Raw genomic sequence first — 25,729 nt, forward strand, 5'->3', positions numbered from 1 at the left:
GGTTAGTTATCCCGTGATTTGTGATTGGTCACAAGTTGGATTAATTAACCCCCTAGGATGAAAATTGATGCCTTGATTTGGTGCAACTCAAGGGGGCTATATCCTAACTCCATAAGTTGTTGATTTCTGGCTCCACTCTATTAACCTTTACGGAAACTGCTATTCTGTGATTTTCCTGGAATTGACTCTGCAAAACTTCGGCCCCTATCGCGGTAAACAAGTTATTAACCTGCGTCCGCAAATGACTGGTGAAACGGTCAGTCCTATTGTCCTACTTGGGGGGATGAATGGAGGCGGAAAAACTACGCTAATGGATGCTATGCGCTTGGTGTTTTATGGTGCGCGCGCCCAATGTTCGACTAGGGGAAATATTGCCTATCCTGATTTCCTCAAACAGGCGATTAATAAACATACCCCACCCCATGAAATGACCTGCGTGGAACTATTATTTGAACATATTTTAGAAAATAAACAGGTGGAATTTCGCATCCAAAGACGCTGGAATAGACATCTAAAAAATGGTAAGGATACGTTGGGTATTTTGATTGATGATTGGCCGGATAAGGGTTTGGTGGAAACTTGGGATGAACGAGTGGAAGATTTCTTTCCTTTGGGAATTTCTAATCTGTTTCTATTTGATGGGGAACAGGTCAAGGAATTGGCGGAATTAGACAGTCCTCCGAGTACGGTTATCCAGGCTATTCAGTCCCTTTTGGGGTTGGAGTTGGCGGAACGTTTATCGGTGGATTTGAATATTTTGGTGAGTCGGAAACGCAAGGAGTTGGCTGAGGTCTCTGAGTTGGCTACTTTGGAAGCAATTGAGTCAAAGTTAAATGAACAAATAGCAGATTGGGAAGAGGCAAAGTTGCAGGTTGTGCGACTTGATACGGAGTTGCAAAAAGCCCATAAACGAGAAAGACAAACTCGTGATAAGTTTCGGACTGAAGGGGGTAAGGTAGCCCAGGAAAGAGACCAAATTGAAGCACAATTACGGGAGCAACAAGAGAGGTTACATGAAAAGCGCGATCGCTTGCGAGAAATGGCGGCTGCTTGGCTACCTTTGGCATTAATTCAGCCTCTGCTAGAGCGGGGAAAAGTGCAGGGGGAAAAGGAAATTAGGGAGAAAAAGGTGAGAATTGCGCGGGAGGTGGTGGCGGAACGCGATCGCCGATTATTGGAGTATTTGAAAACTCTGGATTTGGGCGATATTAGTTTGGATAAGGTTCGGAGTTTTTTGGAGTCGGAGAGTTCCACCAGTTCCGATGATTCTTTACAGGATTTTTGGTTAGATATGGATGAAATTACTCTCGGACAGCTTACCAGTGTTCTCGAACATCAACTCCCTAATCAAATTAGCCAAACCAAGTCTTTTAAAAATGAACTGATAGGCATTCAGGAGACGATTGTAGCTAAGGAAAGACAGCTAAATGTGGCGGCACCCCCGGAGGTTTACGAAGAACTGTTACAGGCGGTTTCTGATGCGGGGGCGGATGTGGCGAAGGTCAAAAGGGATTATGATCAAGCTATAATTAAGCGCGATCGCTATGAGGCTATGGTGGAAAAAACTAAGAAAGAATTGTCCGAATATAGCCAGGTGACTATCGATCGCAAAAATGCCAACCACATTATCCAAACTTCCGAAAGGGTACAAAAAACTTTAGTACAATTTCGGGAAAAGTTGACCCTCCGAAAACTTAATAAGCTGGAAATAGAAGTGACTGAATGCTTCCGCTATCTTCTCCATAAATCAGACCTAGTTCATCGAGTCGTTATTGCTACCCAAGATTTTAGTTTGTCTCTGTATGACCCCCAAGGTCAACCCGTCCCCAAACATCGCTTATCTGCCGGGGAAAAACAACTATTGGCGATCGCTTTTTTGTGGGGTCTGGCGCGGGTTTCTGGTCGCCAGCTTCCTATTGCTATTGATACCCCCCTGGGAAGGCTAGACTCCTCTCACCGCTATAACCTAATTGAACGATATTTTCCCTCCGCCAGCCATCAGGTAATTTTGCTATCTACAGATACAGAAATTGGCGAACCCGAATTAAAAAGCCTCCGACAACAAGAGGCGATCGCCCGTGAATATTTACTTAAATATGACCCCAAACAAGGACACACAACTATTGTACCTGGTTATTTTATCAACAGTTAATTTTTCTGGGTTTGTAGCCAAATTTCTAAACTCACTAATAACCAGAGTTTAATCCCAAATTTTTGATAAGCCGGACTTTGGGGGTTGAAAAGTTCCTTAATAAACTTTTGGTTAATATAAGGGGCGATCGCCGCATTTTTATTGAACAATAATGCCTGGGTGCGTTGTTGCCAATGGTGGTAAAACCACGAACCTACAGGAACCCGCATCCCACTTTTTGGGCGATAAATAATCGAGGCTGGTAATACATCAGTAACCGCTGCTTTTAACACGGCTTTCTCATTAGCAGCAGAGAGTTTATACACCGGTGGAACTTGTAAACTTAGGTCAACAACTCGCTGATCAAATAATGGCGATCGCCCTTCTAAACCCGCCGCCGATGTCATATTACTCACTTTGGTTAAAATATGGTCTGCCCCCTTAAATTTAATATTAATTAGCATCAATCGATTTAAATATTCTTGGGCGGAATTTAAGTCGGGTTCAAATACTGACGGCGCATCTTTTACCTGCTGCCAAATTTCCGGTTTCAGAAGTTCCGGTAAATGGGGATAGCATTTTTTAAAAGACTCTAAATAGGTGGTCAGACGATTGGGAAAATGGTTGTAAATATTCCCATACAGTTCATAGAGTAACATCGGCTTATTTTTCGGACCGCCAAAACAAGGGTCGCCTCCTTCCCCGTTTAAAATAACTCCGACATCCTGTTTGGCTACCTGTCCCAATAAATAGTTAGGAACTGTCAGAGGATCACCAATAGGATCGTCTAAATTTGCCATAGTAATTGCTAGATTATCCCATACAGTTTCTGGCTGGATTTCCAGAATATGATGCTGAGTTTGGCAATGTTCCGCTACTAAATTGGCAAATTCTAATTCGTTGGGATATTCAGCCCCAAAATGGATTGAATAAGTATGGACTTCCTGCTGATGAAATTTACTGGCTAAAGCTGTAATCGCACTAGAGTCTAATCCCCCTGATAAATAAGCGCCTACAGGTTCCCCAATAGGTAGGGATTCTGCCACTACTTGATTAAGAAGCGATCGCAATTTTTGGCTGTAATATTCTAGGGGTTGATCGCGATCGCCTATTTGTTCTTCCGGTTGCCAATAAACTTGTATTTTCCCAGATTTCCCAGGGTCTGACCATTCGTGTATTGTCCCCGGACGTACTTCTTTTACCCCTTCCCAGATGGTTTGTTCTCCCGGAATAAACGCGCAAGAAAGATAGTCTCGTAAAGCTAGATAATCTAATTTTTGGGGATGAAATTTCCCTAGGCTTCTCAGACGAGGTGCTACCCGCAAAATACCTTGATTAATTGTATAGTATAGGTTTCTCCCACCTACAGCATCTCGTGCTAACCACAGTCGCCTTTGGCTTCTGTCCCAAATCACTAGGGCAAATATTCCTTGTAACTCCGACAGGACTTCGGGAATATTATCCCTGTGATCTAAATCGTCTAATAATTGGTCAATATCCCCATTAATTAAACTACTCTCCCCTACTATGACAAATCGCTGCTTTAAGCTGATAATTGGCTGGGTTTGGTAAATCGCAATTGTCTCCTCTTGCCAAGTTATTTCATTCGATGGAGTGATATCATTACCTAAACTTACCCACCAATTTGGCCGGATTTCTGGCTCTGGTAATCTTTGACGATGACGAGGTTTCAAAAGCTGCCAGGATGATAAAAAAGACATATTCAGGGATAGGTGCTGCTCCAAGTTGCATTTTAGCCGAAATTCCTTCGCAGGGGTTGACAAATTGGTGCAATTTGTGGGATTATTTAAGTGTAATGCTTCATAATTGAACTCTAACGGTTTGCCAAAAAAATGCCACTATTCCCATTATCTAAAAAGTATAGCACAAGTCAGCCCCAAAAGCTACCCCCCCCAGAAAAAAGGCGATTTTTTTTAACATTTCTTAACTTTTCTTTACAAAACTTCACAAAATCAGGTTAATAGCAATTTTTGGTTCATCAAAGCGATCGCCCCAAGCATAATCTGATGTTCACATACTTGAATGCGCTGATGGAGAGTTTCGGGAGTATCCTGGGGTAAAACGGGGACAGCGGCTTGCATCAAAATCGGACCGCTATCAACAGCCAACTCGACAAGATGGACGGTACATCCTGTAATTTTAACTCCCGATTCCAAGGCTTGTTCAACGCCACGAATACCGGGAAAACTGGGCAATATAGCGGGGTGTAGGTTAATAATTTGGTGAGGAAAAGCGGCTACCAAAACCTGGGTAGCAATTCGCATCCATCCCGCAAATACAACCAAATCGAGATCATATTGATTGAGGGTATCAACAACCTGCTGATCAAAACTTTCTCTAGTGGGGTAGTCGCGGTGATTAACCAGAATAGTGGGGATATCAAACTTTTCGGCGCGTTGTTTAACCTTAGCCTTGGGGTTATTGTAAACTAAAACCTGTATTTGGGCGTTAAGTTGTCCATCGCGTATTTTTTGGGCAATTACTTCAAAATTACTGCCACTACCGGAAGCCAAAACCCCTAATTTGATGGGTTTTCCGGGAATAAATAGGGGGTCAGGTAAGGGGGGATAAATTAGATAGGGTGTAGAATCAATGGGGTTTTGATAGGGAATCATGGATTTAAGCAATGATATCGCTGCTGTGGCTAGAATAATTCCGGCACTTGAGTAAGTATACGCGAAAGGGGAATAGGTTAGGCGAAATGTTCAACCCAACCTACTACCAAAACTGGGGTAAGATTATGCGATCGCCGAATTATCCCATTGCCAATAGGGCAACTTAGCAGCAGTAGTGCGGATCTGGTCATGATTAGCAATCAACTGACCGCAATTATCCCAACTACCATTAATAAAGGACTGTCGGGAGCCTTCATTCATGTTCACATCAATAGTTAAGTCGCCGCCGTGAACTTTCAGCGTCCCCAGATCCATGATAATTTCAACTTGGGGATTTTGCTGTAATAACTGTTGTAATTGTGTGACCGCCTCTGGTGTAGCGGTGACACAGGGAACTCCGATCGCCACGCAATTACCAAAAAAGATTTCGGCGAAACTTTCCCCGACAATAGCTTGAATACCCCATTTAGCTATAGCTTGGGGAGCGTGTTCTCGGGAGGAACCACAGCCAAAATTTTCATTAACCACCAAGATATTAGCACCTTGATATTGTGGGAGGTCAAAGGGATGATTTCCGTTTAATTGTTGACGGTCATCAGCAAATACTTGTTGTCCCAAACCATCAAAGGTTACACAGCGTAAAAACCGGGCGGGAATGATGCGATCGGTGTCAATATCACCACCAACTAAGGGGATACCGCGTCCTGACACCTTGTGAATTTTACTCATGATTTTTGACTAGGAAGATTCGGATTAGTTAACAAGAGGAAATAAGGAGAGTTCCCCCCTACCCGGTTGCATCAGGTAATGGGGGTACTAATTAACTAGGCTTCGATTAACTTACGAACATCGGCAACTTTTCCGTTAACCGCCGCCGCGACGACCATGGCGGGACTCATTAATAATGTGCGTCCGGTAGAGGAACCTTGACGGCCTTTAAAATTGCGGTTAGAAGAAGATGCACTAATTTGGTTTCCCTGTAACTTGTCAGGGTTCATAGCCAAACACATAGAACACCCGGCTTCTCGCCACTCAAAACCTGCTTCTCGGAAGATTTGATCTAGTCCTTCAGCTTCAGCGGCTTGTTTAACTCTTTCGGAACCGGGAACTACAAAGGCTTTCACCCCTGGGGCGACTTTGCGACCTTGGGCAAATTTAGCCGCCTCCCGTAGGTCGGTTAAGCGTCCGTTGGTGCAACTTCCGATAAAGCAAACATCAACTTTGGTTCCCTCAATGGGAGTTCCGGGGGTAAACTCCATATAGCGGTATGCTTCTGATGCGATCGCCTGATCGCTTGGGGGGAGATTTTCCGGTTTAGGGATGACCTCATCAACGCCAATACCCTGTCCGGGAGTAATTCCCCAAGTGACCGTCGGGGGAATATCAGCAGCATCAAAAGTTACCACATCATCATAAACGGCATCGGCATCACTGCGAATTTGTTGCCACCAGGCGATCGCTTTCTCCCAATTTTCGCCTTTGGGGGCAAAATCGCGGTCTTTGAGATAGTCAAAAGTGACTTGATCGGGGTTAACGTAACCACAACGCGCGCCACCTTCAATAGACATATTACAAACAGTCATCCGTTCTTCCATTGACATGGCTTCAATGGTGGTTCCGGCGTATTCGTAAGCATAACCCACGCCGCCTTTAACTCCCAATTGTCGAATCACATGGAGGGTGACATCTTTGGCGTAGACACCTGGGGGGAGTTGGCCGTTAATTTCAATGCGGCGAACTTTGAGTTTTGATAAGGCTAGGGTTTGGGAAGCGAGAACATCCCGAACTTGGGAAGTACCGATACCAAAAGCGATCGCCCCAAAAGCGCCGTGGGTGGAGGTGTGGGAGTCTCCACAGGCGATCGTCATTCCCGGTTGAGTTAGGCCTTGTTCCGGTGCGATCACATGGACAATGCCTTGATTACCGGAACCGATGTTATAAAATCGGATCTTGTGTTCCGCACAGCTTTTTTCTAAGGCTTGCATCATCTCCTCAGCCAGGACATCCACGAAGGGACGAGCTTGATTTTCCGTGGGGACGATATGATCCACCGTAGCCACGGTGCGTTCTGGAAATAGGACTTTCAATTGGCGATCGCGTAACATCGCGAAAGCCTGGGGACTTGTCACCTCATGGATCAGGTGTAGACCAATGAAGAGTTGAGTCTCACCGGATGGTAGGGTTCCCACTGTATGGAGGTCCCAAACTTTATCAAATAGTGTTCCTTTGCTCATAAAACCATCGGTTAATCGGCGTATCGAACGCGCTGATATATCTGCCCCATTTTAACCTGTTTGGGAACTGTGGTAAAGCGGGGCGACGGATCGACCCCCTCAAATGCCCGAATTTCCCAACTATCTTAGGTTTTAGCCCCCGATCACTTTTCCGATTTGCTATAATAAGAGATAACGTGCGAGACGTTTAGGAGTCAAATAAGGCTGCAATGCCTGAAATAACCTCCTAGAGGGCAATTAGACCTTCAACCAGTCTAACCCCTTAACTGTATATATGTCCCGACGCTTAGAGTGCTTAGAGTATAGACTAAGCATAGACTAAGCAAGGCAGGGAACTCAAGGTCAATCCCATATAAGAAATCACAGAATACACTATTTATCCTCCAAGTATACTATAAGGAGGAGTATTTAACCCACTTGGGGTGATTTGGGAAAGAGTAAAGGCGATAGCCACCCCCAGTTTCAGAAATCACAAATCTGGGATTGAAGCGGGGAACGGAAGGCGTAAGGGAAACCTATTCCCAATCCGACCACTGCCAACCATCCATGATTAGGGAAACCAAATGTCTGGCTTGAACCACCGTAAGTATTAAGTAGCGAAATAGGTTGACACGCTGCGCTCAAAAGAGTAAGGGGAAAAGTAGGGTACTGTTATCAACACCTACACAGACTTTTAAAATGTACCCCGGTGGATAGGACAAATCTAAAGATGGAATGCCCATATATACGGAACGTTGAAACCCCTGTTGGGCTCTCTACGAGTACATCTCGTAGAGTAGTGAAAAGTGTAAGCGCAAGCTCATAAGGGGAAGGGATGTGACTGAAAGCCAATGCCTAACTGTAATGGTTGGGATATGCCCACTAGTCACGGTGTGGATATAGAGACTGCGATAAGTAAGAGTTTAATGGCGAAAGCGAGTTTAAAGACTAACGCAAGCATATAGCTCCCAAAGTTGAAGTCATAAAGCAGGGGGTCGTAACCTTGTTCCTTTGACAAAGAGGGTATCCACATCAGGAGCCGTGTGCTGGGAAACTCGCAAGCACGGTTTTGAATTGGAGTTGGGAAAGGTGACTTTCCCTTCGACCATAACAAAAGAGCGCCCTCCCCCCTTGATTCTGGATAGAGCGCTCAGTCCCCAATATTTTGATCACAAGGGTATAATACCACAATGAGTAAAAGTGCGATCGCCACCGCTGCTAACAGCGGGTTGGGGTTTTATTCTTCCCCTTTGGTAGAGCCAGAAACCCCAAAAATTTCCCCTCTCATTTCTCAATCCATCAAACTCGAAAATATTGATACTATCGGCTCCGGCAATACCCCGCGACTGGTTTATCAAACTTCTGCGGGTCGTTGCAGTCGTCTCGTATCTAAAGCTGATTTTGCTAGGATTTGGTCTTGTTTTCTGTCAATTCGAGGCGTAAAACATTCCCGGATTTTGGAGATTAACATCACCGACCACAGCTTAATTATCCAGACCAATCAAGGCACGGTTGCCGTCGATAAAAACCAGGCTAAAATGTTCCTATCTCGCTATAATCGAGTAGCCCTAGAACCTCTACAAGTGCGCCTAATTCCCCAAGGTGCAGTAGTTTGGAACCCCGATCATCATACCCTATCCTTAGTAAAATCGGGAGGATGTACCTGTGAAGATTGGCGGTATCGGCAAACCATTTGTAAACATCAAATTGCTGCCCAATTGTGTCAGATGCCATCTGATTAATTAAATTAATATCCCCCAGAAGTTCCAAAAATGACTATTGGGGGATTTTTTATGATATAATTAACTGGGGTTTCGGATGCTTTCTACTAATGCCGAATAATCCAGGTCGCTCAAATCTAAATTGGTGATTGCCTGTGCAATTATCTCTTGCACCCCCGATAATCCGGCCACATTTAACTGAGAGGCGATCGCCTCATTTATAAACAAGTTAGTATCCTTTAACAAGTGCTTAGTCGGAAAATTGGGATCGGCATAATTCCCATCAATCATACGTTGTAGCTTTTTATCAAACGTCGGCGCATATAACGCACTATCCCGGAGAATTTTCATAAAAATTTCAACATCTGCACCCTGACGCTGAATAAAGCTGAGACTCAAGCCAAAGGCCGCCGTGAGGGACGCAATTAGTTGATTTAGGGCTAATTTCACCGCAGCCGCCGCACCGACCTCCCCAATTAGCATCGCCTCCCCCAGGGGTGCAAGGACTTTTTCCCACCGTTGCAACTGTTCGCCAGTCCCCCCCACCATGATCTGAAGTGTACCGGATTTGACCTGGGGAATGCTACCCAAAACCGGAGCCTCCATATACTCCCCCCCCACAGCAACGATTTTGTCTCTGATGGCTTGGCTTTCCCGTGGGCCAATAGTACCCATTTGGATGGCCGCGCGACCCTGCCAGTGTGGAAGAATATCAGCGGATAGTACCATGTTTTCAATGGCGGGCGCATCTGCTAACATCAAAATAGTGCAATCACAAGGGGCGATCGCATCTTTTACCGATGAGGCGATCGCTACTCCCCTATCCTCAAGAGGCTGTAATTTAGCCGCAGTGCGGTTATAGGCTACCACATCTAACCCCGCCTCCAATAGTCGCAGGGCGATCGCCTCTCCCATAAGTCCAGTTCCAATTAATCCAACTTTCATGAGCATCAATAACTTATTTGCAGTTATTGTATATCTTAATGATTGCCCAATTATTCCCATCAGACATTAACCAATAACCTTGGGAAAACTCTGGGATTATAGAGTACAATATTGGTAAGTGCTGAAAGCAGATTTTGCCAAGGATCACCCCTAACCCATAATTATCATATAAATAGGCAAATAGAACTCACGAGGAAGATGGTCAAGATTTAATCATGTCTAACCTATTTAATTCTGCTAGTTCCCCCGCTATTATTGAAGCTGTCGAAAAGCTGGGATATCGCGTCAGTAGTGCTGATGTCGCCATTCAAGCTGGACTTGAAGTTAATCTGGCTCAACAGCAACTTTTAGCCTTAGCATCAGAAGCCGGAGGACATCTACAAGTATCTGAGTCTGGGGATATTGCCTTCCTATTTCCCCAGAATTTTCGCGCTGTCATGCGAAATCGATATTGGCGGTTAAGAGTTTATGAATGGTGGCAAAAAGTTTGGCGAATACTATTTTATCTAATTCGCATTTCCTTTGGGATTATGTTATTGGTGTCCATAGTCCTAATTTTTATAACCATTGCAGCGATTGTATTTTTTGGCGATTCTAACCGTAGCGGTGGCGGCGGTGGCGGCGGTGGCGGCGGTTCCCGTGGTCGCGGCATTATTTTTATTCCCCACTTTTGGTTTCACCCTAACTCCCTCTCATTTCTGAGTTGGGATAATGGCAATTATTATCGTCGCCAACAGAAGATTGCCAATAAACTGAAAAAAGAGAAAATGAACTTCTTTGAAGTCGTCTTTTCTTTCCTGTTTGGAGATGGCAACCCTAACTATAATTTAGAAGCACAGCGTTGGCAGGCGATCGCCACAGTAATTCGGAACAATCAAGGTGCAGTAGTAGCTGAACAAATTGCCCCTTATTTGGATAATTTGGGTAACGCCTATTCCCAGGAATTTGAGGACTATATGCTGCCAGTTTTAACTAGGTTTAACGGACAGCCAGAAGTGAGTCCCGAAGGACAGTTAGTATATCATTTTCCCGAATTACAAACCACTGCAACTCAATATCGACCCCAACCCGTCCCCGCCTACCTCAAAGAAAATAATTGGAAGTTTAGCAATGCTACTTCTAATCAGTTAATGTTAGCAGCGGGTTTAGGTGCGGTTAATTTCGTCGGCGCATTGATTTTAGGTCATTTACTAGAAGATGGCGCAATGGCAGCGCAAATGGGTGGCTTAGTCGCATTTGTGGAGATGATTTATCCCCTACTTTTTGCCTATGGTGCGGGTTTTCTGATTGTACCTTTAATCAGATATTTTTGGGTACAGTGGCGCAATGGTAAAATGGCTGTGCGTAATGAATACCGCCAGTCTCATGCGATCGCCTTAAATCAAGCTGATGATACCGTTCAACAAAAGTTAAAATATGCGCGTAAATTCGCCGCCGAAACCGTCATTAGCAATCAAGATTTGGCTTATACCACAGAAACAGATCTGGTTGACCAAGAAGCTGCTAACGCTGATAAAATTGATGAGGAATGGCAGAAACGTCTGAATCAATCTGATGGTAAATTAAGCTAAACTCTAGTTTAAAATAGATTCCGAAAACATGATCTCAAATGCCTGACGACGTTTTCTGGGTGCATCAGGTGTTAGGTAACTCCAGAGTGTTTCCCAGTAAAAAAAGGAGACACCATCTAAATGGCGATCGCGTACTTCTTGCACCTGTGCTTCAATCTCCTTAATCTCCACAGGATTATGGAGAGTACCGCTTAAAATACCGATAATCAGGGGGACTTTTTGTTGAGTCGTAATCAGCGAATGGTGTTCAAGTTCTTGGATAAATCCTTCTAAGCTATTGCGATAAACTTGTAAGACCACTTCATCTATCCAGCCACGATTTACCCAAGTTAACCAATCTTGTAAATAGACATTATAGGTAAATTCGTAGGGATTAGGAGATAGGGAAACAATACAATCAGGTTTCGTGGCTTTAATAGTTTTAACTAAATGTTCAATAAAGTCAGTAATTTTGTTAGAACGCCACCGCCGCCATTCCGGGTCCTGGGGATTATCAGGGGGAGATTTTCCCTGATGTTCCTGTCTGTAGAGGCTGACCGTATAGGGGTCATAACCAAACTCAACCGGAATACCGAAATGATCATCAAGTTGAATACCATCTATATTGTATTTCATCACCACTTCTATGATTAAATCTTCCAGAAATCTCTGCACTCCTGGATGTAAAGGATTTAGCCAAACATTGCGAATCGGACTTAATAGCAACAGCCTCCGAATTAGATTAAATAATCTGGCATTAACCGACTCTGGTTCCGTGGTATATCTAGGAAGTATTAGCCTACCATCTTTGGTGGTTGTTACCCATTCGGGATGTCTCTTAACTAACTGAGAATTGATGGGAGCCATAAAACCATATTCTAACCAGGGAATTACTCGTAAACCCCGATTATGTCCTTCGATGACAATTTCCGACAGAATATCTCGTCCTAGTCGGCTGATATGTAGTAGAGAATCTTGTGATTTTCCGGTGACTCTGCGACTGACAGCACTCTGAAAAAATGTCGTGCCTCGGTTCCAAATTACTGGGTAAACTGTGTTAAAATTCAGAGCAGATAGTTGGTCGAGTGCGCGGTTAATTCCCCAGGGAACAAACAGGACTCCGCTGCTAACATTGGTTATCCATACTCCCCGAATTTCCTGTTCCGCACTAACGGCTGTTTGGTGTATGGTGACAGGCGGAATTGCGGCTATGGTTAATCCACAGGTTATTAAAATTATCAGGATTACCCGGATTAAAGATTTAGACAAATTTAGGGGTTTCACAGATTTGATAATTTTAGGCATTCAAGGGGTGGTGATTTAACCGAAACTTGAAGAAGCAAAGATAGCGATATCTGTAGATGTTCTGCTATCAATTGTGCTATCACTACTGGTGGTGTCATCTGACCACTTGGTAGAGTTTAAGTTAAATTGTCGGCTGAGAATTTGTAAGAGTTTGGCTGGGGGTAATGATTCTAATTCGACAAAATTTCCGGCTTCTAACCATGCTATTTCTTCCGGTGATAGGGTGGTGCGAATTTCTGGGGATATGGCTGGTGATTGTGTCTCTGATGTGTCAGAATGACGGATAAAGAAACCTTTACTATTTAACACCTGTTGGGGTGTTAAACCTACGTCATAAATAGGTATAGTAGTGTTTTGAAACCATTGAGGGGTATTCCGCAAATGATGGGTTAATGAGACACCCCGAGTGGTAGCATCATGGACGGCATAAACTACTAATTCGGGATTGCGTTTAGCCATTTCTAAGATGGTGGAAAAAATGCTTTGAGGATATCCGGTAATACTGACAATTGCACAACTATGGTTGAAGTGAAAGTTATTGGCAATTAAAAATTGAGCGATCGCCGAATTATCACAGACCATAAGGCGATCGAAACTATAGGAGGTAATGTCAGGAGTAAGTACAGCATTACTCTCTGATTGTTTGGGAGATGGTAAGAGTTTAAATATAGGACCATTAACTGCACTCCAGCTATTTAACCAACTATCTAATTGTGTTGATGCGAGCGGAAATTTGTCAATAGCATGACTAAGCATTTGACGACGACTCTCTCCTACATATATCATAAATAAACCCAGACCTACACTCAGTAGGAAAATTATAAATCTGATATTGTTGGGATTGATCATCAGCAATATTACTGATGCAAATATCTCAAATAAACCGATAAATTGCAAAAATCTCGCCTGTTGTTTACGCAATGATACGGGTTGATTTTCTGACTTTATTTGTGCCGACAATATCATCAAAGTTATGAACGAAACTAGAAGTGGCACAGAAAATAAAATAGTTACCCAAAAATATATAATCAGGAATAGTATGGCGTATGGATAGATAGCAAACTTATTTTTTTTGCCTAATTTGCGTTCAAAAAAGTAGATTAATTGTTTTTTGGTGAATAAAAGATTCTCCGGACCTGAAACTGATTCAATAGATTTCTGAAAGCCGGGATCACTAAAGGGAGAACCTGTTTTAGGTTCAAATACAAATTGATGTCCGCAACTTTTACATCTGCCACCATAGGCGGTGCGTTCTTTAAAGTTATTTTCGATACCGCAATTGATACACTTCATAATCTAATTTGTTGATGATTAAAACTTGCAGCCAATTGATTTTAGCTTAAATATCGACCTGCTGGGTTAAGAGAATATTATAATCTTCCCGTTGGCGAATTAACTGATGTTTTCCCTGTTGTAGTAGGACCTCCGCTGGTCGAGGTCGGTGCAGAAAGTGAGATGACATGGCGTAACCATAAGCGCCACAGTCTAAAATAGCTAGGATATCTCCCCGTTTAAGTTGAGGAAGTTGGCGATTTTTTCCCAGGTAGTCGCGGGAGTAGGTTGTATTTCCACAAACATCAGTAATATAATGGTTGGGTGTATCAGAAAATGATACAATTTCTCGATAATTTCCATAGACTGAGGGGACGGATAAATTAGCCACTGTGGTATCAACTCCCACTATCTGTTTTGGGGGTTGCCATTTAGTTGAGACTACTTGAGTTAATAGGGTTCCACAGGAGGCGATCGCCGACCTTCCCGGTTCAATAATTAAATCAATTTCTCGGTTAAGTTCTCGGTTAAGTTGAGTAAGTTCCGCCGTGATTTGTTGTCCGAAAAAATGCCAATCAAAGGCTGATTTTTGGTGTTGATAGGGGTAGCCAAAACCACCGCCAAAGTCCAGATATTGCCAATCTGGTAACTGTTGACCGATAGCTAACAGGGGTTTAATCACCTGAGTAAAAGAGGAAGTTGCATTAGTGCCAGTGCCGCGATAAAAATGGAGTCCGGTAATTTTTAAGCCAGCGGATGCGGCTATTTTGATGGCTTCTGGAAATTCCTGGGGATTAACACCAATGCGACTATCGCCATTAATTTCCGGCAGATTTAGCCGAAATCCTAACTTAGGTAAAAAATCGATTTTTAGTTGTTGGAAAACTTCCCCAAATAGCTGGAGTTGGTCGAGACTGTCTAAATTATAGGTAGTGATTCCCCAGTTTAATAATAATTGAAACTCCCGGTGATTTAAATTACTGCCACTATACACTATTTGCTGGGGATGAAAGCCAGCCTTGAGTCCTAAAAATGCGTCTCCTGGTGTATTGGCATGGAGTCCCCAGTTAGCCTGTTGAAAAATCTTGAGTAAGGCAATATTGCCATTAGTGACACTAGCGAATTTAAAGCGAGTTTTAGGATAGTTAACCGCTCCACCAATATGGTTAATTGTATCCTGGAGAATATCAGCATTATACACATACAGAGGGGAGCCATATATATCTAGTAATTTTTTCGCCAAGTCGGTAGAAAATGGCAACTTTTGAGACAGTTTAGGATTGATGGTTTTGGCTTCAGTGATATTCATGAATTGTTAATGTTATTTAACTGCTGTTATTTAACGGTAAATTCTGATTGGCTTAAAATGCGATCGCCTAAAAACATTTCCACCTGCCAATTTCCTGGTGGTGAAGTGGGACCCAACTGATGCCGACAGCGGGTATTCCAGACATCACTATCAATTGTACGAGTTTGATAGCGATTTTGATGGGCAAGTTGACCATTAGGATTAATCCAATTACATCCTAATTCTAGTTGACGACCCTTGGGAGTTTGTTGTAACCTAACTTGGTAGTAAACTGTGGGGGAGTTCTGGCGGTCTATGATGTCAAAATGACTAACCCGGTCGAATCGTTCTAAAGTCAAACGACTTTGATTTGGGTTAGCATAAACTTGGGCGATCGCCTGTTGTTGTTGATCAAACCATAGGGAACCGCCGCCGACAATAGCCACAGCAGCTAATCCCAATCCTACCATTAAGATTCGGTTTCGCTTGGTTTCCGCCGCCAAGACTTCCCGACGGCGAACCTGCATCAGCGCCTGATCAAGATTTTCAGTAGGTAAATTTAATTCCTCCAGAATTTCTTGGACTTGTTGGCGATCGAGTTCAGTTTCCTGAATTTGGGATAGGCGTTCAACTTCAGCAATCACCTGATCTAACTGTTGTTGAGTAAGTTTATTATTCATGTTGTCGGGTAAAATTCAGCTCAAACAATCGAAAATTCATATCTGATTACAACTTCAATTGACAATTAGCAAATTCCAGAGACTTAACAACTGATATCCTAAACAAATAGTATTAATATCTGTGGCATCCTTGAAACAATCATCAAGTTACTGGCAACTATTGCCCTATGTTCGTCCCCAGTCGCGAACCATCGCCAAGGCCCTAACCTGTACCCTAGTTTTTACCGCATTTTGGCCGCTATTAGCTTGGCTAATGGGTCAAATAGCCGGATATATTGGTCGGGGGGATGTAGAAGCGATCGCCCAAATTGCTGGGGTTGCTGCCATTATATTTCTAATTCGGGGAACTGTCCAATACGGTCAGGATACCCTGATGGCTAAAGCAGCCCTAAGCATCGCCCTAGACCTGCGAAAACAAGTATATACTCATCTTCATCGGCTAAATGTTGGTTACTTTGAAACCGCCAAAACGGGAGATTTATCCTATCGTCTCACGGAAGATATAGATAAAATTGGCGAAGTCATTAACAAATTATTTCATCAATTTATCCCCTGCATTTTGCAGTTAATAGTCGTCCTAGGCTATATGCTTTACCTGAACTGGAAACTTACCCTAGCCACCCTAATTATTGCCCCTCTGATGGCGCTATTAATTGGCTGGTTTGGGGAAAAACTGCTAACCTTTACCCGCCAAAGTCAATCCCGTATTTCTAACCTTTCTGCCCTATTGACGGAGGTATTTAGCGGCATCCGTTTAGTGCAAGCCTTCGCCGCCGAAGATTACGAAATCTCTCGATTTTCCCTAGAAGCAGAACACAACCGACAGGCGAAATTTTTGGCGGAAAGAATTAAGGCATTACAGTTCGTAGTAGTCGGCTTTTTGGAAGCGATGAGTGTAGTGTTTTTATTTTTCCTAGGAGGCTGGCAAATCTCCCAAGGTCAGCTAACGGGAACAGGTTTTATCAGTTATGTTACAGCCGTAGCTTTATTGATTGACCCCATTTCTTTAACCACCAGTAATTATAGTGACTTCAAACAGGGAGAAGCCTCCTGCGATCGCATTTTTGAACTGTTCGCAATTCAGCCCAATGTCATAGAAAAACCTGATGCGATCGCCCTTCCCCACGTCAAAGGAAAAGTTGAATATCGTCATGTCAGCTTTACCTATCCCACCTTGAGCCAAAACAGCCATAATCACCGCCAAGATTCTGCCCCTAATCAGCCCGTTCTCGTCGATTTTAATCTCTTAGTAGAACCCGGTCAAATGGTAGCCTTAGTCGGCGCGTCAGGAGCCGGAAAAAGCACAATTGTCAGCCTCCTACCTAGATTTTATGATCGCCAACAGGGTCAAATTATGATTGACGATATAGATATCCAAAATGTCACCCTTCCCAGTCTCCGTAGACAAATTGGCATAGTACCCCAGGAAGTCACATTATTTTCTGGTAATATTGCCCAAAACATTGCCTTTGGTCAAACTGATTATGATATTGAACAGGTAAAATCCGCCGCCAAAATCGCTAACGCCCATGATTTTATCAGCCAATTTCCCGAAGGTTATCAAACCATAGTAGGGGAACGGGGAGTTAACTTATCCGGTGGACAAAGACAACGAATTGCCATAGCCAGAGCAGTCTTATTAAACCCCAGAATCCTAATTTTAGATGAAGCGACATCATCCCTAGATTCCGAATCAGAAACCCTAATTCAACAAGCCTTAGAAAGACTCATGCGGGGGCGAACGGTTTTTATTATCGCCCACCGATTAGCCACCGTCCGCCGATCCGATCGCATTTTAGTAGTGGAACATGGTACAATTACCGAATCCGGGACTCATACTGAATTATTAGCACTTGGTGGTCGTTATGCTTATTTCTATTCCCAGCAATTTAGCAGTTAGACAATTACCGAACACTACCCCTAGACTCATCTCCGCCATTCTCGCGCTATGCAACCATCCCCATGGAGAATAGCAACAATTAACGGAAATTAGATCAAGTCTGTGGTAAATAGCTATTAATCTTGATAAAATTTGAGCGGGAGGCATTGTCGGGACTTTTCCCATAATCTCTGGCTCTGTACCCCAGGCGCAAAGCCTACCGACCTAAACAATTAATCGCGATCGCAATGGATGAAAATCTTCAGCAAGCCTACTACGAAATTGTTTACAGTTTGCTTGTCTACTCTCCAGAGAAATCTCTGCAAGTCCTCCAAGCCAATATGGCTGTAATTGACGAGGATTTTGTGCCATTTGTACAGGAAGTTTGCCAAGTTCTGGCAGATCGCAATTGTGAAGAAGATGCCCAACGATTAACAGAAATAGCCACTAAAATTCAAGAGTTTGGCAATGTCTCCACCCTCATTCAGCAGAAAATGCCAGCGCCTCCACCCCAGGAAGTAGCTAAACCTGTACCAGCAGTCGCCAGCACAGCATCCCCCCAAGTTTCTGAACAACCAAAAGCCGAATTACCAGCCCTAACTCCTGAACAAATTACAGCTAAACAATCCCAAGCTGAGGAACTTTTCAAACAGGGAGTTCAACAGTTCCAAAATAATGACTTCCAAGCAGCCTTTAAATCTTGGCAAGAAGCCCTAATTCTTTATCAGGAAGTCAATAACCATCGTGGGGCGATTAATTGTTTAGGCAAATTAGGTAATATCTATCATTCTTTAGGGCAATATGAACAAGCTATATCCGCCCATCAACAGTGTTTAGCTGTAGCCAGAAAAACTCAATATCCCCAGGGAGAAGCCAACGCCTACAGCAGTCTCGCCCATGTTTGCTATGCTATTGGTCAACATGATCAAGCCTTGTTTGGCTATCAGCAGGCTTTAGAAATAACCCAAAAAATTAACTATCGTTTCGGCGAGGTAAATGTGCTGGGTTCTTTGGGTCAATTATACTCAACTTTAGGGCGCTACGAAGAAGCGATCGCCCATACCAAACAAGCCGCCGAAAAAGCCGAGGAACTAGGTTATAAATTCGGAGAAACCAGCTTTTTAGCTAGTTTGGGGAGTGCATATACTGCCATAAAACAGTATGATAACGCCACCGCAACCCACCATCAAGCCCTCAAAATTGCCCGCAGTATTAATTATAGTTTTGGGGTGGCGAATAGTCTGAGTAATATCGGGATGACCTATCAAATTAAAGGAGATTTAGAGCAGGCGATCGCCTACCATAAACAGCATCTAGAGTTAACCCAAAAAATTCAGTCAACCCAAGGACAAATAATCGCTTTACTCAATTTAGGCGACACCTATTATCGCCAAGGAGAAGGACAGAATGCCATTGACAACTATCAACAAGCCTTAGCGATCGCCAGAGAAACCGGAGATTTGCGCCAAGAAGTCAAAGCACTTAATAATTTAGGTCAGACATACCAAGCTATTAAAGACTTTGATAATGCGATTCAAGCCTTTGAACAAAGTTTAGAAAAAACCACCCCCTTGACCCTTCCTATGCACTGTTTACTAGCAGCCAGACATCTGGGGGATATCGGATTTTCGCAGCAAAACTGGTCCTTGGCTATAGCAGGTTATAGTCGCGCTATTGAAACTGTAGAAACCAGTTACACAAATATTATTCCCACCACTCATCGCCAGGAAGTTACTAGGGAAGTCGCCGGGTTATATAGTCGCATGGTGCAGACCTGTATTAATGCTGATCAGCAACAGTTAGCTTTTGAATATGGGGAACGTTTCCGCATTCAACATTTAGTCCGCTTGCTGTCCAATAATTATGCCGGAATAGATCAACAATTAACCGAACTTGTCGAAAAATATCAACGGCTTCATCAGCAAATTGACACTCTCCATTTTCGCCGTCAGTCTGATGAAATGAAACAGTTTGCAGCAGCAGGAATTAGGATGAATAGTATTGCTATATTCCGGGCGGAAACAGCTACACTCAATGGTTTGGATACTCAAACTGACCAATTGATTAATCAGATACGCTCCCTAGACCCCTTCCTGGCTGGTCTGCTGCGAGTTGAACCGTGGAGTCAAGAAATCCTACAGAATTTCATACATTCTCGAACGGCTTTATTGAGTTTCTATACATCCGACAAATGTGCCTATATTTTTATAGTAAAACAGGGAAGTAATGATGATGCTTGGTCATCGACAAACACCCTAGAGATTGCCCTGCATATATGTCCTGATCAATCAGGGGAAAACTTAGAAACTTGGTTGACTAATTACTGGCTAAAATTGGATATAGACAGCCCAACAAATAGCCGCGATCGCATGAAAGGGATGTTAGCAGAATTGGCTCAACGTCTGGATATTGACCGCCTAATTAGTGAACATCTTGTGGAAGTTGACGAACTGCTAATTATTCCGAATTTAGTCTTACATCGCTGTTCCTTTGTGGCTTTACCAATTGCTGGCGGCGAGGAATTTTTAGGCGATCGCTTCCGGGTCAGAATCGCCCCCAGTAGCCATATTCTCAATTTATCCAGTCAAGTTAGAGAAACCCGCCAGTCTCAGCCTCATTCTCAGATAACAGCATTAAACACCTCAACCCCATGGGGATTAATTGGCAATTCTCAACCTACCTCACTACTAGCAACTTATGAATGTGCAGCCTTAGCCCAACGCTATTCTATCCCCTCAGAACAGTTGCTAAATGACCAGATTAATCTGAATCAGTATCAAAAGTTACTGAAATCTGCCCAAGTTTTATATATCGGAAATCCCATTACCTTTAATACCAACAATCCCCTATCCTCTCAACTCAATTTAGGCACAGAATCCATATCTCTACAAGACTTGTTCAATATGCGATCGCCCCAACTCCTAGAAGTATTCATTTCCCGCTGTCGGACCTGTACAACAGCTTCCGACCCAAACCGCAACCCTTCCCCAATAGATCAACAATTCATCAACTTTAGTAGTGCCTTTTTGGGTATGGGAGCCACAACAGTTATTTATCCCCTATGGTCAGCCGGAGAAATTCCCACCACCCTCTTTAGCCAATTCTACTATCAATATCGTCAAGAATTAAGCCCCCTAGAAGCCCTCAAACAGGCTCAAATTAGACTCAGAAGTTTAACCAAAACCGAGTTAATGGCAACTTACCAGCCCGAATTAGAGAGCTATTTTGAACAGATAACATCTCAGGAAAACCTCAAACAAATTAATGACCAAAAAACCATTTTAGCCAGCTTCAACTTACAAGATTTTCCTTTTGCTAACCCCTACTACTGGGCTGCATTTACCTTAGCTGGGTTGGGGTAATATAAATACCTAATTATAAGATATAGCCGACCTTCCCTGAAACCCTCCTCTAATTCAGCTATCTAGCCGACTTTACCGACACAGGACACAATCAAGATTCTTTTGATCCTCATCCGGACTGAGAATCAACCCATAGAAAAATGAATTATAGCACTTGGATTAGGGGAGACCGATAATGCACGATATTAATCCCACAGTTAACTTCAGCGCCACCGGGATGGCGGCCGAGATTTCCTCAGAGGATATGCGATCGCTTTTATATAAGATTGAGGCAGAACTTCACAAAAGCGAGGTTTATCAGATTGCTCTGCAAAGCCTCCAAAAAATGTTAGGGGAAGTCGCCACTAAAGCTGAAATAGTCATCAAAGCAGTTGGTAGAGAGGCGATCCAGCTTTCTGTTAAACAGTTAATCCGACAGCAGAGAATGATGTTGGTCAGTGCTGATCAAACCGTCCTTGTTCCACCCCCACAGCCTCCGGTCTATTCTCCAACACCTGAGACCACATCTGAAACCCCCTCATCCCCATCAACCGTAGAAGTATCTACTGAAAAACCCAAACCGCCAACAGATAATTCTCCCTTATCCTCACCAGAGGATCACGACAACTCCCATAGCCAACTAAAAACCCCTCAAAAACATTCCACCCCCAAACCCAAGACCCCCACAACCAAGAAGAAAAAACCCAAAAAACTCACCCCCGCACAACAGGCCGAAAAATCCCAAAAAAGGCGGGAAATTTGCCTGTGTCAAATCGGCAAAAAATTACAAAAAACTCGCGCCGAGCATGGCATCACCTTACAGCAAGTTCATCATTATACTCTCATCCCAGTTAAAGTTATACAAGCGATCGAAAAAGGTCAAATCGATCGCCTACCCGAAGATATCTATTTGAGAGGGTTTATATGTCGTTTAGGTAATGCTTTCGGACTGAACGGCAGTGCTTTAGCCGGAGCCCTACCCACTCCCAGTCCTGACCCTACCCTAGTTCGTTCTTGGTCAAAAATTGAATTAGACTCTAGGTTTTATCTGAATTCGGTTCACCTATATTTAGGTTATACCGCCATTTTAGCAGCTTCCCTCGGTGGCATTGCTTGGATAGCCGATCAACCCCTCCCAGAAACTGAATTACCGCCGGAGCTACCTGAGACTAAACCCGATAGTAAATCTGAATCCGAAGCCAAATCCGCCGTACCAGGTTTAAAAAACCATCAGCAAGGCATTGTTTTAGGAGCAGATATCGCCCCACCAGAAACAATCTCCCCAGAATTAATCCCACAGGAATTAATTAGCATGGAGTTAAGCAACTTTATGAATAACCCCTAACGGTTGTAATAAGAGTGACTTTTACGCAAATATTGATATTGCTCAGGGTCTTTAGATCCCTTCGTCACGGGATGAGTAGCTGTCGTCGCATTTTTGTGTTCCTCCTCATCCCTTACCAAGGGAGTCGAACTTCTCAACAAATCCCGTTGAACAGCAGCCAAAGCCTGACGCACTGCTATTTTCACCTGCTCATAACAGTCATCAGTCCCCCGCCGCTTTTGATGTAGCCATCCTTCTCTACTACAAGCATAAAGAGGTGGTAAACGGTTTAAAGCATAGGTTTCTACCTCCACCCGTTTAATATATTGAGTTAGCCGAGGAGACATCGAAACTAACTGTCGTCGGACTTCCTCAGACACCAGATCTTCCATAACATTATGGTATTTTCTGGATTTAATGGTTTCCATAATCTCAATCCCCCAAAATCTACAAAAACCCGGATTAGCCATAACTCCACCGGGCTCAATATTGGTTACATAAGCAAAGTCGCCTATCCAATACTTTCACGGTCTATTATTAACCATTACAGCACTTTGATCGCTAAACGTCCAGATCACGAATACTCCTATTGTAACACTAAATCTGTTAAGTCCTCCAGGGTTTGCAGTTCACTATCCCCCGCCAAATAGCCAATACCTCGGTGTAAATGTAGCCGAAATTGTTGTTCGAGGGTTTCCGGCGAAGTTCCCAAGCCATCCTCATAACAGCGTTGCTTGAGAGCAATTGTTAAAATATTAGACATATCACCCGCAAACACCCGCCAGGTTAGTTCCACATTACTATAATTAGCGATCGGCACCGGAGAAGGAGGGCTCGACTCCCCCAGAGAACGACAGAAACCCCAGCGACATAAAATATTCCATTGGTCAATTTTAGTGATTCGTTTGAGTTTAATCAATTGGTCTTTAGCCGTTTCCGATAGGCGAAAACGCTCAACTGGTGGTTCCATAATCTCAGTAACTCTCTAACAGTTTCTGTTAAAATTTATACATCATTTCTGATGCAACCTACAGTATTGCTACCAAATAAATTCGCCTTTTCAAGTTTAGCATTGGTTAAATCAGCCCCACTTAAATTAGCATGACGAATTAAAGTAAAACTCAAATCAGCACCGTTAAATTTAGCATTACTTAAATCAGCACGAGTAAAATCAGTACCCTTTAAATTACTCTGACTTAGATTAGCACCCTGTAAGCAAGCACTGCGTAAACGACTTTTACTTAGGTCAACTCTGATTAACTCAGCATCCCGTAAATCGCTGCGGTTAAAATTAACTCGTCTCAGGTTTGCTCCATTAAAATTACCTTCTGTAATATTAGCTTGATAAAAGTTAGCTCTGTGTAAGTTAGCACCCTTGAAATTAGCACCCTGTAAGTCTGCACCCCTGAGATCAGCACCTTCTAAATGTGCGCCTTCTAAATTACCGCCTCGTAGGTTCGCATTGCGTAAATTAACTCCCCGTAGATTAGCATGAGCTAAATTAGCCTGGTTTAACTTAGCTGATTCTAAATTACCATTACTTAGATCGGCACCCTGTAGGTCACAGCCTTCTAAACTGGCTGCCATTAAATTAGCCTTAATTAAACAAGCCGATCGCAAATTCGCTCGTTGTAACTGAGCAGTTGTTAGACTCGCATAACTCAGATTCACATCTTCAAGATCCGCACGTCTTAGGTCTGTTTTTACCAAACTCGCCTCTTGCATATTAGCTCCCTTCAGATTAGCAACAGCTAATTTAGAACCGTTGAGAATAGCATGGCTCAGGTTCGCTTTGGCTAAATTTACCAGTCGCAAATCTAGTTTAATTAAACTCATTCCTTTGAGGTTTTTTTCGCGCATATCTGCACCTTTAAAATCTATGGTTTTGAGGTTCACTCCTTTCAAGTTTTTCTGGCGCAGGTCTTGTCCTTGGAACTGAGAAAATAGCCGAGATGTTTCTAGAACTGTCGGGGCTGGTAATGTGCCATCATCAGATTTAATCGAGACTAAATTATACTGTATATTTTCGGTGAACAAAGTAGATACTAAGTTGAAAACCTCTAAAAAATTGATGACAATTTTACATTGCTGTTCATCGGAATTTTGATAATAATTAATAATCCGAGAAATACACAAATCCAGATGCTCTCGACTGTTGGCCGAAATTAAAACTACTTTCATTAAAATAATTGCTAATGTCAAATGAGTGGCGTGCTTCATTGACAAAGTGAAATTAGGGGAAGGATTACCATTACTCCCAATTGTCAAAAATTCCAGTGTCTGATTACAAACTATCTGGATCATATTGCCATTAATATGACGATCGCTCCATTGGTTGCCTAAATCATTTAGCATTTTATCTAGGCGGGAACTAATCACATTAAAGGGATGTTTGGAGTCAAAATTTAAAATCAAATAATCATAAAACTTATGTTTAAATTCTCGGTATTTTAAGGCTTCTACCTCTTGTAACAATTGGTCGGCTTTGATTTTGCTTTTCGAGACACTTTGAGTAGAAATTGCCTTTTTAATTAAAGTAATAACTTCCGAACCAAGATGGGTAGGATTTTTTAAATCATTCTGGGGATAATTGGAAGACTCAGAACGGGATAAATACATAGCTAATTCAAACTTGTATGTGTCCCGGAGTTTTTGTGATAAATTTCTCGCTACTTCTCGATGTTCCCAAGAGTTTTCAGGGTTAGCATATTGAGAAACTAATAAATAGGTTTTATAGCGATCGCTCCAATTCTGACTAACCGTTACCTGGGTGACAGCCTTAATATCTTGATAATCAGAACTATCTAAAAATTGAATTAACCAATTATGTAAACAAATATGTTCTTCATCACCCCCAAACTCCTGCTCTCTAACTTCATTCAGCTTGGTAATTAGTTTTTGTACACACTCAGAATATCTCCCTACATACCAGTTATTGATTAAAATATAACAAGTGCGCTTGATTAATTCTTGAAATTTTTGCTGTTGATTTTTAGCAATCAGATACTGAAAACTTTGTTTAATTTCCCTGTCAATCGGGCCAGCAAATTTCAGAAATAGTGCTTCAAATTTAGCCAAAACTTCATCGGGTTTTTCCTGTTTTACCCTCTCGATAAAATACTGATAAATTTTCTCCTGCACTATCTCAGTGTCGGACTGAGTATAATGTAATGCCGAGGATTTTTCCCCGGGGTCATAATTTCCACTAGGTTTCTCCAAACTTGCCATTGATAGACCCCTTTAATTGCCCTATATTTCCGATAACTGACCTAAATCAACCCTTCCACAAATATTTAGCCTTTGTGATTAAGGTTATTTAGTCTAATTGCAGGTGTAAAGTCACTGTCAAAATTTGATCAAATTTGGGGATTCCCTCGGCTACAGCCAGCACTTCCCTAGCAGTTATACCATTGTCAAAATAGCTAGGCAGGGGTTAGACTGGCT

General features: G+C 42.8%; 18 protein-coding genes. 6 read left to right on the forward strand and 12 right to left on the reverse strand.

Features of this window, described 5'->3' with window-relative positions; genetic code table 11:
• Positions 1 to 166: 166 nt before the first annotated feature.
• Positions 167 to 2,152 (forward strand): DNA sulfur modification protein DndD, encoded by a 1,986-nt coding sequence (gene dndD / locus XZ46_RS00265; protein WP_008051691.1) that lies wholly within the window; start codon positions 167 to 169, stop codon positions 2,150 to 2,152.
• Here dndD and XZ46_RS00270 read toward each other — a convergent pair.
• The 4 genes from XZ46_RS00270 to leuC all read right to left on the reverse strand — a co-directional run bounded on the left by XZ46_RS00270 (position 2,149) and on the right by leuC (position 7,001).
• Positions 2,149 to 3,852, reverse strand: coding sequence for an asparagine synthetase B family protein (locus tag XZ46_RS00270; RefSeq protein ID WP_174447130.1), 1,704 nt, complete (start codon positions 3,850 to 3,852; stop codon positions 2,149 to 2,151). The genes dndD and XZ46_RS00270 overlap by 4 nt on opposite strands.
• Positions 3,853 to 4,104: 252 nt before the next feature.
• Positions 4,105 to 4,767 carry a phosphoribosylglycinamide formyltransferase gene (purN, locus tag XZ46_RS00275; protein ID WP_006622240.1) on the reverse strand — a complete coding sequence of 221 codons (663 nt, stop codon included), beginning with the start codon at positions 4,765 to 4,767 and terminating at the stop codon, positions 4,105 to 4,107.
• Between the two features lie 123 nt (positions 4,768 to 4,890).
• Positions 4,891 to 5,496 (reverse strand): 3-isopropylmalate dehydratase small subunit, encoded by a 606-nt coding sequence (leuD, locus tag XZ46_RS00280; RefSeq protein ID WP_008051695.1) that lies wholly within the window; start codon positions 5,494 to 5,496, stop codon positions 4,891 to 4,893.
• Between the two features lie 95 nt (positions 5,497 to 5,591).
• Complete coding sequence (gene leuC / locus XZ46_RS00285) at positions 5,592 to 7,001, reverse strand: 3-isopropylmalate dehydratase large subunit (protein ID WP_008051696.1); 1,410 nt, start codon at positions 6,999 to 7,001, stop codon at positions 5,592 to 5,594.
• A 1,169-nt stretch (positions 7,002 to 8,170) separates the two neighbouring features.
• Here leuC and XZ46_RS00290 point away from each other — a divergent pair.
• Positions 8,171 to 8,722, forward strand: coding sequence for an SWIM zinc finger family protein (locus tag XZ46_RS00290; protein WP_008051699.1), 552 nt, complete (start codon positions 8,171 to 8,173; stop codon positions 8,720 to 8,722).
• Between the two features lie 60 nt (positions 8,723 to 8,782).
• On the opposite strand, the gene XZ46_RS00295 is transcribed toward XZ46_RS00290, so the two are convergent.
• Positions 8,783 to 9,652 carry an NAD(P)-dependent oxidoreductase gene (locus XZ46_RS00295; protein ID WP_081593271.1) on the reverse strand — a complete coding sequence of 290 codons (870 nt, stop codon included), beginning with the start codon at positions 9,650 to 9,652 and terminating at the stop codon, positions 8,783 to 8,785.
• Between the two features lie 209 nt (positions 9,653 to 9,861).
• Here XZ46_RS00295 and XZ46_RS00300 point away from each other — a divergent pair, with 209 nt between their 5' ends.
• Positions 9,862 to 11,217 carry a hypothetical protein gene (locus XZ46_RS00300; RefSeq protein WP_008051705.1) on the forward strand — a complete coding sequence of 452 codons (1,356 nt, stop codon included), beginning with the start codon at positions 9,862 to 9,864 and terminating at the stop codon, positions 11,215 to 11,217.
• 3 nt (positions 11,218 to 11,220) lie between these two features.
• Here XZ46_RS00300 and XZ46_RS00305 read toward each other — a convergent pair whose 3' ends face one another.
• From XZ46_RS00305 to XZ46_RS00320, 4 genes are read right to left on the reverse strand one after another with little or no spacing between them, the layout of a single operon-like run.
• Positions 11,221 to 12,501 (reverse strand): glycoside hydrolase family 10-like protein, encoded by a 1,281-nt coding sequence (locus XZ46_RS00305; RefSeq protein ID WP_008051707.1) that lies wholly within the window; start codon positions 12,499 to 12,501, stop codon positions 11,221 to 11,223.
• Positions 12,502 to 12,516: 15 nt separating this feature from the next.
• Positions 12,517 to 13,794, reverse strand: a complete 1,278-nt coding sequence (locus tag XZ46_RS00310) for a hypothetical protein (RefSeq protein ID WP_008051709.1) — start codon at positions 13,792 to 13,794, stop codon at positions 12,517 to 12,519.
• A 46-nt stretch (positions 13,795 to 13,840) separates the two neighbouring features.
• Positions 13,841 to 15,082: a diaminopimelate decarboxylase family protein gene (locus XZ46_RS00315; RefSeq protein ID WP_006622231.1), complete on the reverse strand. Its 1,242-nt coding sequence runs from the start codon at positions 15,080 to 15,082 to the stop codon at positions 13,841 to 13,843.
• A 26-nt stretch (positions 15,083 to 15,108) separates the two neighbouring features.
• Positions 15,109 to 15,741 (reverse strand): hypothetical protein, encoded by a 633-nt coding sequence (locus tag XZ46_RS00320; protein ID WP_006622230.1) that lies wholly within the window; start codon positions 15,739 to 15,741, stop codon positions 15,109 to 15,111.
• A 121-nt stretch (positions 15,742 to 15,862) separates the two neighbouring features.
• Here XZ46_RS00320 and XZ46_RS00325 point away from each other — a divergent pair, with 121 nt between their 5' ends.
• The 3 genes from XZ46_RS00325 (at position 15,863) to XZ46_RS00335 (ending at position 22,306) form a co-directional block, all read left to right on the forward strand.
• Positions 15,863 to 17,641: an ABC transporter ATP-binding protein gene (locus XZ46_RS00325; protein ID WP_008051711.1), complete on the forward strand. Its 1,779-nt coding sequence runs from the start codon at positions 15,863 to 15,865 to the stop codon at positions 17,639 to 17,641.
• Between the two features lie 227 nt (positions 17,642 to 17,868).
• Complete coding sequence (locus XZ46_RS00330) at positions 17,869 to 20,982, forward strand: CHAT domain-containing protein (RefSeq protein ID WP_008051712.1); 3,114 nt, start codon at positions 17,869 to 17,871, stop codon at positions 20,980 to 20,982.
• A gap of 175 nt (positions 20,983 to 21,157) precedes the next feature.
• Positions 21,158 to 22,306: a helix-turn-helix domain-containing protein gene (locus XZ46_RS00335; RefSeq protein ID WP_006622226.1), complete on the forward strand. Its 1,149-nt coding sequence runs from the start codon at positions 21,158 to 21,160 to the stop codon at positions 22,304 to 22,306.
• Here XZ46_RS00335 and XZ46_RS00340 read toward each other — a convergent pair.
• From XZ46_RS00340 to XZ46_RS00350, 3 genes are all read right to left on the reverse strand, one after another.
• Positions 22,303 to 22,713, reverse strand: a complete 411-nt coding sequence (locus tag XZ46_RS00340; RefSeq protein ID WP_228116439.1) for a late competence development ComFB family protein — start codon at positions 22,711 to 22,713, stop codon at positions 22,303 to 22,305. The two genes, XZ46_RS00335 and XZ46_RS00340, sit on opposite strands and share 4 nt — an antisense overlap.
• A 158-nt stretch (positions 22,714 to 22,871) precedes the next feature.
• Entirely contained in the window at positions 22,872 to 23,255 is a 384-nt protein-coding gene (dndE, locus tag XZ46_RS00345) for a DNA sulfur modification protein DndE (RefSeq protein ID WP_008051714.1), read from the reverse strand.
• A 35-nt stretch (positions 23,256 to 23,290) separates the two neighbouring features.
• A complete protein-coding gene (locus XZ46_RS00350) occupies positions 23,291 to 25,513 on the reverse strand; it encodes a pentapeptide repeat-containing protein (RefSeq protein WP_008051715.1) in 2,223 nt (740 codons plus the stop codon).
• Between the last annotated feature and the right edge of the window lie 216 nt (positions 25,514 to 25,729).

The organism is Limnospira indica PCC 8005, from assembly GCF_000973065.1.
Lineage (GTDB): Bacteria > Cyanobacteriota > Cyanobacteriia > Cyanobacteriales > Microcoleaceae > Limnospira > Limnospira fusiformis.

Excerpts from the sequence above, each read along its gene's own strand:
- XZ46_RS00270 (WP_174447130.1), bottom strand. The coding sequence starts at position 3,852 with ATGTCTTTTTTATCATCCTGGCAGCTTTTGAAACCTCGTCATCGTCAA.
- purN (WP_006622240.1), bottom strand. The coding sequence starts at position 4,767 with ATGATTCCCTATCAAAACCCCATTGATTCTACACCCTATCTAATTTAT.
- leuD (WP_008051695.1), bottom strand. The coding sequence starts at position 5,496 with ATGAGTAAAATTCACAAGGTGTCAGGACGCGGTATCCCCTTAGTTGGT.
- leuC (WP_008051696.1), bottom strand. The coding sequence starts at position 7,001 with ATGAGCAAAGGAACACTATTTGATAAAGTTTGGGACCTCCATACAGTG.
- XZ46_RS00290 (WP_008051699.1), top strand. The coding sequence starts at position 8,171 with ATGAGTAAAAGTGCGATCGCCACCGCTGCTAACAGCGGGTTGGGGTTT.
- XZ46_RS00295 (WP_081593271.1), bottom strand. The coding sequence starts at position 9,652 with ATGCTCATGAAAGTTGGATTAATTGGAACTGGACTTATGGGAGAGGCG.
- XZ46_RS00300 (WP_008051705.1), top strand. The coding sequence starts at position 9,862 with ATGTCTAACCTATTTAATTCTGCTAGTTCCCCCGCTATTATTGAAGCT.
- XZ46_RS00305 (WP_008051707.1), bottom strand. The coding sequence starts at position 12,501 with ATGCCTAAAATTATCAAATCTGTGAAACCCCTAAATTTGTCTAAATCT.
- XZ46_RS00310 (WP_008051709.1), bottom strand. The coding sequence starts at position 13,794 with ATGAAGTGTATCAATTGCGGTATCGAAAATAACTTTAAAGAACGCACC.
- XZ46_RS00315 (WP_006622231.1), bottom strand. The coding sequence starts at position 15,082 with ATGAATATCACTGAAGCCAAAACCATCAATCCTAAACTGTCTCAAAAG.
- XZ46_RS00320 (WP_006622230.1), bottom strand. The coding sequence starts at position 15,741 with ATGAATAATAAACTTACTCAACAACAGTTAGATCAGGTGATTGCTGAA.
- XZ46_RS00330 (WP_008051712.1), top strand. The coding sequence starts at position 17,869 with ATGGATGAAAATCTTCAGCAAGCCTACTACGAAATTGTTTACAGTTTG.
- XZ46_RS00335 (WP_006622226.1), top strand. The coding sequence starts at position 21,158 with ATGCACGATATTAATCCCACAGTTAACTTCAGCGCCACCGGGATGGCG.
- XZ46_RS00340 (WP_228116439.1), bottom strand. The coding sequence starts at position 22,713 with ATGGAAACCATTAAATCCAGAAAATACCATAATGTTATGGAAGATCTG.
- dndE (WP_008051714.1), bottom strand. The coding sequence starts at position 23,255 with ATGGAACCACCAGTTGAGCGTTTTCGCCTATCGGAAACGGCTAAAGAC.
- XZ46_RS00350 (WP_008051715.1), bottom strand. The coding sequence starts at position 25,513 with ATGGCAAGTTTGGAGAAACCTAGTGGAAATTATGACCCCGGGGAAAAA.